We start from the raw sequence: 12,597 nt of genomic DNA on the forward strand, positions 1-12,597 counted from the left end.
GTCAGGTCGCCTTCGCAGCAGTGGTGGCAGGTGAGGTGAGTTCGGCCGGATGCGGGTTGCGCGTGTCGCTGTCGACCACGCCATCGACAAAATGGACGATGCGCTTGGCATAGGCCGCCATGTCGGCCTCGTGCGTGACCATCAGCACCGTGATGCCGTGATCGACGTTGAGCTGCCACAGCAGGTGCATGATCTCGCGGCTGCGTTGCGTGTCGAGGTTGCCGGTGGGCTCGTCGGCGAGCAGCACGGCGGGCTCGGTCACGAGGGCGCGGGCAATCGCCACGCGCTGCTGCTGGCCGCCCGAGAGCTCGGCCGGGGTGTGGTGCTCCCAGCCGGCCAGCCCGACCGAGGCCAATGCCTTTTGGGCAGCGACGTGGCGCTGTTTGGTGGGCTCACCGCGGTACAGCAGCGGCAGCTCGACGTTTTCCTGCGCGCTGGTGCGGGCCAGCAGGTTAAAGCCCTGGAACACAAAACCCAGGTAGCGCCGGCGCAGCAGCGCGCGCTGGTCGCGGGTCAAGGTTTCCACATGCACGTCGTTAAAAAGGTATTCACCGCTGGTGGGCGTGTCCAGGCAACCCAGCACGTTCATGGCGGTCGATTTGCCCGAGCCGCTTGGGCCCATGATGGCAACAAAATCACCCGCATCGATCGTCAGATCGACACCTTTGAGCGCTTGCAGGGCGGTGGCACCCTGGCCGTAGGTTTTGGTGACGGCTCTGAGTTCGATCAGGGGCCGGGCGCTCATGGCTTGCTGGCGGCGCCTGCGCGCTGGTCGATGATGACAGCCATGCCCTCGGTCAAATCCCCGCCGGTGATCTCGGTCATGCGGCCGTCGCTGATGCCGGGCGTGACGTTCACAGCCACTGGTGCGCCGTCTCGCAGCACCCAGACCTGTTTGGCGGCACCGCCTGTGGCTGATTTGCGGGCACCGTTGCGTGGCATGCGCGGCAGCACGCTGGCCATGATGTTGCTGCCGGAAGGGGCAGCAGCGGCACTGGTTTGCGGTGTGAAGCGCAGCGCGGTGTTGGGCACCAGCAATACGCCTTTTCGCTCGACCGCGGTGATGGTGGCAGTGGCTGTCATGCCGGGACGCAGGCTCAGGTCTTCGTTTTTGACATCGAGCAGGGTCTGGTAGGTAACCACGTTGTCGGTGATGGTGGAGCCATAGGCCACGCGGGTGATCGACGCCGGAAAGCGCCGGCTGGGGAAGGCGCTCACGGTAAAGCTGGCCGGCTGGCCGAACTTGACGCGGCCCACGTCTGCTTCGTCCACGTTGACCTGCAGGCGCATCTGGCTCAAGTCTTCGGCCACGGTGAAAAGTGTCACGGCCTGCAGCGACGCGGCCACGGCGTTGCCGGGATCGACCGAGCGCGTCAGCACCACGCCGTTGGTGGGCGAGCGGATCGAGGCTTTGGACCGGTTGGTCTCGTCGGTGGCCAGCGAGGCGCGAGCAGAATCTACGTTGGCGCGGGCGCTGGCCTCGACAGCGATGGCACGCTCATGCACAGCGCGGGCGCTGTCCAACTCGGTCTTGGACGGCACCTTGCCGCCCGACAGCCTGGACACTTCTTCCAGCCGCGCCAGGCTGGCGCTACTTTCCTTGACGGTGGCTGCTGCCTGCGCCAATTGGGCCTGGGCGCTGGCCAGTGCGGCGCCTGAGCGCAGCACCTGGTCGTTGAGCTTGGCGGTGTCGAGCTCCACCAGCACTTGCCCCTTTTTGATGTGGTCGTTGACGTCCACCAGCACGCGCAGCACGGTGCCCGAGAGCTCGCTGCCAATGCTGACTGAGCGCGTGGGCTGCAGCGTGCCATTGGCCGTGACCGTGAGCGTCAGGTCGCCTTTGCTGGCGGGCTCGGTGACATAGCTTGGCGCGGCATTGCGTTGCTGGCTTTGCTGCCAATAGTAATAGCCGCCGCCAGCGGCAATGAGTACAGCCAGAGCGACCCAGAGTGCGCGACGGCGCCACCAAACAGTCTTGTCTGGCTCGCGCAGCAGCGCCTGCAGGTCTCTGGTTTGCGGGCTACTGGCTTGGGGAACTTTTTGTGTGGAATCATTCATAGGGTGCTCTTTGTCTTGTGCATTACCAGCCGCCGCCCATGGCTTTGATCAGGCGCACATGGCCTGTGCTGAGATCGGTTTGCACATTGGCCACGCTGACTTGCGCGCCCAACAGCGTGCGCTGGGTTTGCAGCACGGTTTGATAATCAACCAGGCCACTGTTATAGCTGTTTTGTGCCAGCAGGGCGGCGTTGTTGGCAGAGTTGACGGCTTGCTCCAGGTAGATCAGCCGTTCGCGATCATTTCGCAGGGCGATCAGGGCATCTTCAACTTCCTTGAGCGCTGTCAGCAGGGTGTTTTGGTAAGTCGCATGTGTTTGCGCCAGCACCGCTTGCTCAGCGCGCACCCGGGCTTTGGACGCGCCGCCGTCAAGAATAGGCATTGCCATACTGCCAAGTATCTGCGAGGCCACTGCAGCCCCATTGCTGAAACCCGCCAGGGTGAGCGCGGTCATGCCCAAGGAACCACCCAATTTGAACTTGGGCAAGCGGGCTTTCTGGGCAGCGTCGACGGATGCCAGTGCGGCGGTGATGCGCTCCTCGGCGGCACGCACATCGGCGCGCTGACGCAGGCTGTCTGCCGGAATCACGTCGGCAGCCTGCACGGCGATCTGTGGGATTGACCCGGCCGTCAGCAACTCAGCTTCGAGTTCATTGGGTTTTTGGCCCGTGAGCACCGCCAGGCTGTGCCGGGTTTGGTCCAGGCTGCTTTGCAGCGCCGGAAGTTGTGCCGCTGATTGCGCCTCTGCGGTCTTGGCCTGTTCAACTTCCAGCGAGGTCACCAGGCCTGCCTGCGCGCGCCACTGGGTAATTTGCAGGGTTTCTTGTTGGCTGCTCAGGTTGTGCCGGGCAATGTCCAGTTGGGCTTGCAGGCCGCGCAGTTGAATGTAGGCCAGGGCGACTTCGGCGGTCATGCTCAATTGCATGTCACGCAGATTTGCGTTTGCCACCTGCAGTTCGGCTTCGCTGCTGGCCACCGCGCTTTGGTTGGCGCCAAACACGTCAATTTCCCAGCTGGCGTCCAGGCCACCTCTGAATGTGATGCTGGCCGGCCCGCCGTCCGACGTGTTGCGCTGCACCGAGCCGGACATCGACAGGTTAGGAAGGGTGGCGGCCAGGTTGACATCGCGTAGCGCGCGTGCCTGCTGCAGTGCGGCTTGGGATGAGAGGATGCTCGGGTTGGCCTGCATGGCCCGGGCGATCAGATCGGCCAGCAAGGGGTCGTGAAAGTCGTTCCACCAGGTGGCTTGGGTGAGCACCTTGGATGTACTGTCGTCCGGAGTTTCGTTCGGAAACAGGCTGGCGCAGCCGCCCAGTAGCAGGCTCAGAGACAGGGCCGTGGCGCAAGCCAGTCGAAGGCGCCGATTTGCCGGATCTGGCTGGGGCTTGAGGTGTTTGGGGTGCAAGATCATCTTGGTTTGGGTCGCTTGAATGCTGTTCGTTCTGGATGATCGAGCAGGGGCAAGGCAACCCGAGTGTGCAACCTCATTTTGCCAGCCCGATGTCTGAGCGGTAAAGTTGATCGAAGTTCCCGTGGGACAATCGCTTCCCTATGCATCCAAAAGCCCTCCTTGAAGCCTGTTCCGAACTGGTTCGCCTGACCCTCAAATTTGACCATCCGGCCGATGCCATTGTGTCGCGATTCTTTCGCGATCACCGTGGTTTCGGACCCCGCGAGCGCGCCACCCTGGCCGAAACGGTTTATACCGTGCTGCGCAAAAAGCAGCTTTTTGAGCATTTTGCGCCATCCGGCAGCGGCCCCAAGGAGCGTCGCCTGGCGATTCTGGGGTTCTACGGCCCCGGCGACTTCCTGCGCAGCGCCCTGACCGAGCAGGAAATCAACTGGCTCGATCAGTGCGAAAAGATCAAGCCCGAGGACCTGATGGAGCGCCACCGCCACAACTTGCCCGAGTGGTTGGTGCAGCCGCTCAAGGACCAGCTGGGTGACGAATTCTGGCCCCTGGTGGAGAGTTTCAACAAGGGCGCCGGGCTGGATTTGCGGGTCAACACCTTCAAGGCAAAGCGCGCCGACGTGCAAAAGGAACTCGCTGGTCTGGGCATCAAGGCGGTGCCGACGCCGTATTCACCCTGGGGCCTCCGCATTGCCGGCAAACCGGCGCTCAACAAAATGGAAGCCTTCAAGCGCGGCGACTTCGAGGTGCAGGACGAAGGCTCGCAACTGCTGGCCATGCTGCTCGATGCCAAGCGCGGCGAGATGGTGGTCGATTTTTGCGCCGGTGCCGGTGGCAAGACACTGGCCATTGGCGCGACCATGCGCAGCACCGGGCGCCTGTATGCCTTCGACACCTCGGCGGGCCGGCTCGACGCGTTCAAGTCGCGACTGGCGCGCAGTGGCTTGTCAAATGTGCACCCGGCGGCCATTGCGCATGAGCGCGATGACCGCGTCAAGCGCCTGAGCGGCAAGATCGACCGGGTGCTGGTGGATGCGCCGTGTACCGGCATGGGCACTTTGCGCCGCAACCCTGATCTGAAGTGGCGGCAAAACCAGCAGGCGGTCGATGAAATGGCTGTGCTGCAAGCCGCCATTTTGCAAAGTGCGGCGCGGCTGGTGAAGCCGGGCGGGCGCCTGGTTTATGCAACCTGCAGCGTGCTGCCGCAAGAAAACGAGGCTATCGCGCTGGCATTTTCCGAAGCCAACCAGGATTTTGCTGTGCAGGATGTGGGCGAGATTCTGACTGACTTGAAGGTTGAGCAAGCTGCCACCTTGTGCAGCGGTGGTGACAGTGGCCAGCGGTTCTTGCGCTTGTGGCCGCACCGGCACCAGACCGATGGTTTCTTTGCTGCGGTGTGGAAACGGGTATAGGCTGGCGAGCAGGGGAAATACAGACCCTTTAAAATCCGGCCGTCGGGCACAACGTAAATGCTTGTTTTGTGCTGAGACTGATAATTATTAGAGAGACAAAGTTGATGATTTCGTTGGATAACGCCTCGGTTTTTCAGGCGCTGCTGAACTGGGCTGCGCAGGGTGTCTGGACTTTGAGTGCGTGGCAATTGGTGCTGTTCACGCTGATCGTGACGCACATCACCATGATCAGCGTCACCATCTTTTTGCACCGCCATCAGGCGCACCGCGCGCTCGATCTGCACCCCATTGCCTCCCATTTTTTCCGCTTCTGGCTGTGGCTCACCACCGGACAGGTGACCAAGGAATGGGCTTCCATCCACCGCAAGCACCACGCCAAATGCGAGCAACCCGATGACCCGCACAGCCCGCATGTGTATGGCATCAGGACTGTGCTGCTGCAGGGCTACGAGTTGTACCGCAAAGAGGCACAAAACAAGGAAACCCTGGCGCGTTTTGGCCACGGCACGCCCGACGACTGGATCGAGCGCAATCTCTACACGCGGTTTTCTTTTGTCGGTGTGGCGCTGATGCTGCTGCTCGACCTGACACTGTTTGGCGCCGCAGGCCTGGCCGTGTGGGCGGTGCAAATGGCCTGGACGCCGGTGATGGCGGCCGGCATTGTCAACGGTGCGGCGCATTACTGGGGCTATCGCAATTTTGAAGCGCCCGATGCCAGCACCAACATCTCGCCCTGGGGCATCTTGATTGCGGGCGAAGAGCTGCACAACAACCACCACACCTATCCCACCTCGGCCAAGTTGTCGGTCAAACCTTATGAATTCGACATCGGCTGGATGTACATCAGCGTGTTGCAACGCGTGGGCCTGGCGCGTGCCAAAAAAACACCGCCCCGGCTGGCGCTGGGGACCGTGCGACCGGTGGCCGACGAGCAAACGCTGGAAGCCCTGATTCAAAACCGCTATGAGTTGATGGCCGGTTACGCCCGTGGCATGCGACGGGCTTTCAACGATGAATTGAGCGCCTTGAAAGCCCTCCGTTCGGATGTTTCCATGCTCAAGGCCGCACAAAGCTGGCTGCATCGTGACACCGAAAAGGTGCCCACCGCTGTGGCGGCGCAGTTGACCATGGTGCGCGCTGCCTCGCCGGTGCTCGATAAAATGGTGTTGATGCGCGAAGAGCTTCGTCAAATGTGGCTGAACCGCTCACATACCCGTGAGCAATTGGCCGCTGACTTGCAGGGCTGGTGCCAGCGTGCCGAGGCCAGTGGTATTGCCGCGCTGCAGGAATTTTCCTTGAGGCTGCGCGCCGTCCGTGCCTGAGTGTCAGCGCTCAAGTCGCGTTATCATAATGGATGTACAAGCGGCATCCGGTCAAAGCGACAGCGTCAATCGCCTGTTTCAAGCGGTCCAGCCGTGCCCTTGAAGCGTTGCCATTCATCAGCAGCCAGTAGCTCATCAGGATAGAGCACGAACCTTCTAAGTTCGGGGTAGGGGGTTCGAGTCCCTCCTGGCTGGCCATTAATAAAAGCAGGCTGCTCAGCCTGCCGATTTCTCCACCAGACTGCCGCGTCAATTCAGTAGCCTCAGGCCTCTACCACGGCTACGGCGGTCTGGCTCACACCGCAATCCACATAGGTAATTTGACCGGTCATGCCGGAGGCCAGGTCGCTCAGCAAAAATGCGGCCACGTTGCCCACTTCGTCGATGGTCACGTTGCGCTTCATGGGTGAAGCAGCGGCCGAAATGCCCAGCAACTTGCTGAAATTCTTGATGCCGCTGGCAGCCAGCGTCTTGATGGCGCCGGCACTGATGCCGTTCACGCGAATCCCTTTGGCGCCCACGGCGTCTGCCAGGTAACGCACCGACGACTCCAGCGACGCCTTGGCCAGTCCCATGGTGTTGTAGCTGGGCACCACACGTACGCCGCCCAGGTAGGTGAGCGTCAACAGCGCCGCGGTGTTGCTCAAATAGGGCAAGGCCGCCTTGGCCATGGCCGGAAAACTGTAGGCGCTGATGTCGTGGGCGATGCGGAAGTTCTCACGCGTCAGACCATCCAGAAAATTGCCGGCAATGGCCTCGCGTGGTGCAAAGCCGATGCTGTGCACGAAGCCGTCGAAGGTGGGCCAGGTTTTGGACAAATCCTTGAACAGGTTCTCAATTTGCGTGTCATCAGCCACGTCGCAATCAAAAATCAGCGTGGAGTTGAAGTCGGCGGCAAATTCGTTGGTGCGCTCCTTGAAACGCTCGCCAACGTAGCTGAACGCCAACTCGGCGCCCTGCTCGTGGCAGGCCTTGGCAATGCCATAGGCAATTGAGCGGTTGGACAACACGCCGGTGATCAGAAATTTTTTGCCTGTCAGGAAACCCATAGTGCTCACTTCTCTCTGTTTTATTGGCAGTTAAACCGTCATTGTTAAGCATGGGTTTGAAACATGCCGATGTATCGGTGTTTTCATGCTTGTCTGATGGCGGCAGTTGTTGACACGGAATTGTCGCATGCGACGTTTGATTTTTTGGACAAGCTGCACAGTTTGACCGGCTGCAAGGGTCAGTTGGTTTGTGATAAGGTGCCGCACTTATCTTTACTGGGTGACATCATGAGACGGTGCATATGGCTGGTTGGCATTCTTTTTTTGACGATGACGGCGCATGCGGCTGCCGTGGTTGATGGCTTTGCGCATGTCAGAACGGTGGGGGCCATTGACGAATACACCCTGAAAGCAAACGGTTTGCAGGTCTTGCTGCTGCCCGAGCATTCGAGCCCGACGCTCACTTTCATGGTGACCTACCGGGTGGGCTCCAAAAATGAGGTGACCGGAACAACCGGTGCCACGCACTTGCTGGAGCACCTGATGTTCAAAGGCACCACGCAGCGCGACCGCAGCAAGGGCAATAACGTCGACCAGATGTTGGAGCGTACCGGGGCCAGATACAACGCCACAACCTGGCTGGATCGAACCAACTACTATGAAAACCTTGCCAGCGAGCATCTTGCGTCGGTCGCCGACATGGAGGCAGACCGTATGCGCAATCTGCTCCTGCGGGAAGAAGACCGTCAACCCGAAATGACGGTGGTGCGCAATGAGTTTGAACGTGGCGAGAACTCGCCGATCCAGTCTCTGTACAAGGAAATCTACCAAAGCGCGTTTGTTGCCCATCCCTATCACCACAGCACCATTGGGCATCGCAGTGACATTGAAAAGGTGTCCATTGAAAAACTGCGCGAGTTCTACAACACCTATTACTGGCCAGACAACGCCACTGTCTCCATCATTGGAGACTTTCAGCCCGCGCAGGCGCTGGAGATTGTCAAGAAGACTTTTGGCGCATTGCCACACTCGCCCCGAGCCATACCTTCGGTCTACACCGAGGAGCCGGCACAAACTGGCGCCCGTCGGGTGACCGTAAAACGGGCCGGTCAACTGGGTGTTGTAGCCATTGCCCACAAGATTCCTGCTGCCACCCACCCCGACTACGCCGCTGTCAGCTTGCTCAGCGCCATCCTTGCCGATGGCAAGAACAGTCGCCTGTACAAGGCGGTGACCGACAAGAATCTTTCTACCGGTGTTGAAGCCGATACTGGTTTTAACAGCGACCCGAGTCTGCATATCATTTTTGCGCCTCTGGCACCGGGTGCGAAGCATGCAGATATCGAAAACGCTATCGTGCAGGAGGTGGAAAGACTCAAGCGAGATGGCGTTACAGAAGGGGAACTGAAGGCGGCGATTGCCAAGACGCTGGCGGATTCCGCTTTCAAGCGCGATGGCTCCTTTGCTGTGGCTGGCAATCTCAATGAATGCATTGCGGCGGGGGACTGGTCGCTGTTCTATGCTTTGGACAATGCGACAGAAAAGGTTACTGTGGCCGACATCGTGCGTGTTGCTCGCAGCTATTTGAACGAAGATCAAAGTGTGGTCGGCTGGTTTGTGCCCACGGTTGCGGGCGGTGCAGCTGTACCGGGCGCCACCAAATCGAACTTGTTTCCCGCAGGTGGCCCCAGCTATTACCGCAGCCCCGGAATCGACACACCGGGCGTGACGGCTGCGTCAGCGGAAGCGGCTGGCGGTGTTGTGGCAGGTGCCATCGCACCCAAGGTGCGGCGCAGCAAAATTACCGGCATTGACGTGATTGCCTACCCGACCGGCGTCAAGAATGTCTTCACATTACGGGCCTCATTGCCGGCCGGCCGGGCAAGGGCCGGCACAGGCAATCCGAGTATTCCGATGCTGACTGGCATGCTGCTCGACCAAGGCACACTCAAACAAGACAAATTTTCCATTGCTGAAAAACTTGAAGCCGTTGGTGCCAGCATTAACTTTGGTGTAGGCATCGACCTTCTTGAAATCAGTGCCAAATCGCTTAAAAAAGATGCGCCCTTGCTTCTGAGCCTGATTGCTGAACAATTGCGTGCACCAGCCTTCTCGGAAGACGAATTTGCAAAGGCAAAAAAGCAATATGCCGGTGCACTGCAAAGACGCCTCGAAAGCACGGATTTTCGCGCAGCAGATGCCTTCACGCGGGCTGTTTATGCTGACGGGCATCCCAGTCGCAACCCGGGGACAGATGAGTTGCTGGCTGCTGTTGAATCGGCGAGACTGGAGGACGTCAAGGCCTTTCACAAGGCCAATTACGGTCCGGAACACATGACGCTTGTGATGACGGGTGACCTCGATATGAGCACCCTTCAGGCTGCTGTCGAGCAGTCTTTTTCCGGCTGGTCTGGCGGCGTCAGCGCAGTAAAAAATTCCAAGCTGGAAATCGTCCAGGCTCCGCAAGATCAAGTTGTCGTCATGGCCGACAAGACCAGTGTCTCGGTGGTGCTGGGCCAAGTCAGCGGCCTGCGCTACAACGACCCGGATTACCAGGCATTGCGCCTGGCCACCGCGATTTTTGGTAGCGGCTTTACCGGGCGATTGATGGCCAATGTGCGCGACAAGGAAGGCCTGACCTATGATGTGTCCGCGTATTTGGCCAACGACATGTTTCGTGCCGGAGATTGGAAGATTTCGGCCAGTTTTTCCCCTGCGATGCTTGAAAAAGGCATTGCCTCGACCAGGCGCCAGCTTGAACTGTGGTTTGATGCGGGCGTGACGTCCGACGAGATAGCGTCCAGAAAAACCAATTTGATTGGCTCCTTTAAAGTCAACCTTGCCACGACCGGCGGCATGGCTGATGCGTTGCTGGCTGCTGTTAACCGCGGTTACGATGTTGGTTGGCTGGATGACTTCCCGGTGAAAATCAATGCCATCAAAGACGAGCAGGTGAATGGCGCAATCAAAAAGTATCTCAAGCCAAACCAAATGGTGCTGATCAAGGCCGGCACCTTGCCAGTGTCCAGCCAACAGTAAATCGCTTGAAAAATCAAGGAACTACGCTACTTTTTGCCTGTGAAAAGTGGCTGAAACTGAAGGTTTTTGGGCTATAATCCCAGCTTCACGACCAAACGGGCGAGTCACTTCCGCCCGTTTTTTTTGGTCGATTGTTTTTGACCAAATTGGGCAAATTGGGGTTTCGGTGGCGCTAAAAGACATTGTTGAACAAATCGTGACGGGCTTGGGCTATGACTTGGTGGAGATTGAACGCTCCGCCGGTGGTTTGCTGCGCATTACCATTGATTTGCCCTGGTTGCCGCCGTCTGGAGAAGTAGTGCAGGGTACGCCAGATCAGCAGTTTGTCACGGTTGAAGATTGCGAAAAAGTCACCCGCCAGTTGCAGTATGCGCTGGAAGTGGACGAGGTGGATTACAAGCGGCTTGAAGTGTCGTCGCCGGGCATTGACCGGCCCCTGCGGCATGATCAGGACTTGGCCCGTTTCGTCGGCCATGTGGTGGATGTCACGCTCAAAATGCCGTTGGGCAATGCGGCGGCGGGGCAGGTGAGCCCGACCCGCAAGAAATTTCGGGGCGTGCTGGAACGGGTTGAGCCGGCCTGGCAAATTGTCTGGCGCGATGAGCCGGCCACCAAGCCGGGTCAGAAAGTCAGTAAGAAAAGGCTGCCTGCACCAACGCAGGCGCTGGGTTTTGTGTTGAGCGAGCTGAAAGAGGCGCGCCTGGCACCCATTGTGAGTTTCAAGGGCCGGGCACAAGTGCCTGACCAGGAACCGCAACCATCAGATTTGAATTGAAACAGGAGAGACATGGCATGAATCGCGAAATGTTAATGTTGGTTGACGCCATCTCACGCGAGAAAAACGTGGAGCGTGATGTTGTTTTTGGGGCCGTGGAAGCGGCTTTGGCGCAAGCCACCAAAAAACTTTACACGGGTGAAGTGGATATCCGCGTCGCGCTCGATCGTGACAGTGGCAATTACGAAACCTTCCGTCGCTGGCATGTGGTGCCCGATGAAGCGGGCTTGCAGTTGCCGGATCAGGAAATCCTGTTGTTTGAAGCCAAGGAGCAAATTTCCGACATCGAGGTCGATGAGTACATCGAGGAAACCATCGAATCCGTGCCCATAGGCCGCATCGGCGCCATGGCGGCCAAGCAGGTCATTTTGCAGAAAATTCGCGATGCCGAGCGCGAAATGCTGCTCAACGACTTCATGTCCCGCGGCGACAAGATTTTTGTCGGCACCGTCAAGCGCATGGACAAGGGCGACCTGATTGTGGAGTCGGGCCGTGTCGAAGGTCGCCTGCGCCGCAATGAAATGATTCCCAAGGAAAACTTCCGCACCGGCGACCGCGTGCGCGCCATGATCATGGAAGTGGACCTGACGCTGCGCGGTGCGCCCATCGTGCTGTCGCGCTCGTCACCCGAGTTCATGAAGGAATTGTTCCGCAACGAAGTGCCCGAGATCGAGCAGGGTCTGCTCGAAATCAAATCCTGCGCCCGCGACCCCGGTTCGCGCGCCAAAATCGCGGTGTTGTCGCACGACAAGCGCATCGACCCGATCGGCACCTGTGTCGGCGTGCGCGGCACGCGTGTCAACGCGGTCACCACCGAGCTCGCTGGCGAGCGCGTGGACATTGTGCTGTGGAGCGAAGACCCGGCGCAGTTCGTCATTGGCGCTCTGGCACCCGCCAACGTCAGCAGCATTGTGGTGGACGAAGAGCGCCACGCCATGGACGTGGTGGTGGACGAGGAAAACCTGGCTATTGCGATTGGCCGCGGCGGCCAGAATGTGCGCCTGGCGGCAGAACTTACGGGCTGGAAAATCAACATTCTCGATGCGGCGGAATCCGCAGAAAAGCAGGCCGGCGAAGTCGATGTCAGCCGTCGTTTGTTCATGGAAAAGCTCGACGTTGACGAGGAAATAGCCGACCTGCTGATTGCCGAGGGCTTTACCAGCCTGGAGCAGGTGGCTTACGTGCCCCTGGAAGAAATGCTCGAAATCGAAAGCTTCGACGAAGACACCGTGAGCGAATTGCGCACCCGCGCCAAAGACGCCCTGTTGACGATGGAAATCGCCATTGAGGAAAATGCGGGCGGTGTGGCTTTGGAACTGCGCGATCTGGAAGGCCTGAATGCCGAGTTGATCGCCAGGCTGGCCGACAACGGCGTCCATGTGCTCGATGACCTGGCCGACCTGGCGGTGGATGAACTCACCGAAATCACCGGCCTGTCCGATGACGAGTCCAGGAGCTTGATCATGAAGGCCCGCGAACATTGGTTCGCCGATGACACCGCCGCCAAAGAGTGAATGATCATGAATTTAAAGTAAAAGTCAGGACGTTCATGCCCGCGGGCATCGACGTCTGAATCAAAGGTTAGCCAAAA

General features: G+C 59.2%; 9 protein-coding genes and 1 tRNA gene. 6 read left to right on the top strand and 4 right to left on the bottom strand.

The genetic code is table 11. From position 1 onward, the window contains the following. Position 1 precedes the first annotated feature (1 nt). From PHF15_RS05680 to PHF15_RS05690, 3 genes are read right to left on the bottom strand one after another with little or no spacing between them, the layout of a single operon-like run. Entirely contained in the window at positions 2–745 is a 744-nt protein-coding gene (locus tag PHF15_RS05680) for an ABC transporter ATP-binding protein (protein WP_300119633.1), read from the bottom strand. Next, positions 742–2,058, bottom strand: a complete 1,317-nt coding sequence (locus PHF15_RS05685; RefSeq protein WP_300119634.1) for an efflux RND transporter periplasmic adaptor subunit — start codon at positions 2,056–2,058, stop codon at positions 742–744. Before PHF15_RS05685 ends, PHF15_RS05680 begins: the two co-directional genes overlap by 4 nt. 22 nt (positions 2,059–2,080) lie before the next feature. After that, a complete protein-coding gene (locus PHF15_RS05690; protein ID WP_300119635.1) occupies positions 2,081–3,463 on the bottom strand; it encodes an efflux transporter outer membrane subunit in 1,383 nt (460 codons plus the stop codon). 146 nt (positions 3,464–3,609) lie between these two features. Here PHF15_RS05690 and PHF15_RS05695 point away from each other — a divergent pair, with 146 nt between their 5' ends. The 3 genes from PHF15_RS05695 to PHF15_RS05705 all read left to right on the top strand — a co-directional run bounded on the left by PHF15_RS05695 (position 3,610) and on the right by PHF15_RS05705 (position 6,401). Then, a complete protein-coding gene (locus PHF15_RS05695; RefSeq protein ID WP_300119636.1) occupies positions 3,610–4,881 on the top strand; it encodes an RsmB/NOP family class I SAM-dependent RNA methyltransferase in 1,272 nt (423 codons plus the stop codon). A gap of 104 nt (positions 4,882–4,985) precedes the next feature. Beyond that, complete coding sequence (locus PHF15_RS05700; protein WP_300119755.1) at positions 4,986–6,203, top strand: fatty acid desaturase; 1,218 nt, start codon at positions 4,986–4,988, stop codon at positions 6,201–6,203. 121 nt (positions 6,204–6,324) lie between these two features. Further along, a tRNA-Arg gene (locus PHF15_RS05705) sits at positions 6,325–6,401 on the top strand. A 65-nt stretch (positions 6,402–6,466) separates the two neighbouring features. Here PHF15_RS05705 and fabI read toward each other — a convergent pair. Then, entirely contained in the window at positions 6,467–7,252 is a 786-nt protein-coding gene (gene fabI / locus PHF15_RS05710; RefSeq protein WP_300119637.1) for an enoyl-ACP reductase FabI, read from the bottom strand. A 96-nt stretch (positions 7,253–7,348) separates the two neighbouring features. On the opposite strand from fabI, the gene PHF15_RS05715 reads away from it, so the two are divergent. The 3 genes from PHF15_RS05715 (at position 7,349) to nusA (ending at position 12,520) form a co-directional block, all read left to right on the top strand. Further along, positions 7,349–10,231, top strand: a complete 2,883-nt coding sequence (locus tag PHF15_RS05715; RefSeq protein WP_300119638.1) for a pitrilysin family protein — start codon at positions 7,349–7,351, stop codon at positions 10,229–10,231. 166 nt (positions 10,232–10,397) lie between these two features. Further along, positions 10,398–11,006: a ribosome maturation factor RimP gene (gene rimP, locus PHF15_RS05720; protein WP_300119639.1), complete on the top strand. Its 609-nt coding sequence runs from the start codon at positions 10,398–10,400 to the stop codon at positions 11,004–11,006. 17 nt (positions 11,007–11,023) lie between these two features. Beyond that, positions 11,024–12,520, top strand: coding sequence for a transcription termination factor NusA (nusA, locus tag PHF15_RS05725; RefSeq protein ID WP_300119640.1), 1,497 nt, complete (start codon positions 11,024–11,026; stop codon positions 12,518–12,520). The last annotated feature ends 77 nt before the right edge of the window (positions 12,521–12,597 follow it).

It is taken from the genome of Rhodoferax sp. (assembly GCF_028689295.1).
Lineage (GTDB): Bacteria > Pseudomonadota > Gammaproteobacteria > Burkholderiales > Burkholderiaceae_C > Rhodoferax.

What these genes read in the sequence shown, in the direction of transcription:
- PHF15_RS05680 (WP_300119633.1), bottom strand. Translation starts at nt 745, where the DNA reads ATGAGCGCCCGGCCCCTGATCGAACTCAGAGCCGTCACCAAAACCTAC.
- PHF15_RS05685 (WP_300119634.1), bottom strand. Translation starts at nt 2,058, where the DNA reads ATGAATGATTCCACACAAAAAGTTCCCCAAGCCAGTAGCCCGCAAACC.
- PHF15_RS05695 (WP_300119636.1), top strand. Translation starts at nt 3,610, where the DNA reads ATGCATCCAAAAGCCCTCCTTGAAGCCTGTTCCGAACTGGTTCGCCTG.
- PHF15_RS05700 (WP_300119755.1), top strand. Translation starts at nt 4,986, where the DNA reads ATGATTTCGTTGGATAACGCCTCGGTTTTTCAGGCGCTGCTGAACTGG.
- fabI (WP_300119637.1), bottom strand. Translation starts at nt 7,252, where the DNA reads ATGGGTTTCCTGACAGGCAAAAAATTTCTGATCACCGGCGTGTTGTCC.
- PHF15_RS05715 (WP_300119638.1), top strand. Translation starts at nt 7,349, where the DNA reads ATGGCGGCAGTTGTTGACACGGAATTGTCGCATGCGACGTTTGATTTT.
- nusA (WP_300119640.1), top strand. Translation starts at nt 11,024, where the DNA reads ATGAATCGCGAAATGTTAATGTTGGTTGACGCCATCTCACGCGAGAAA.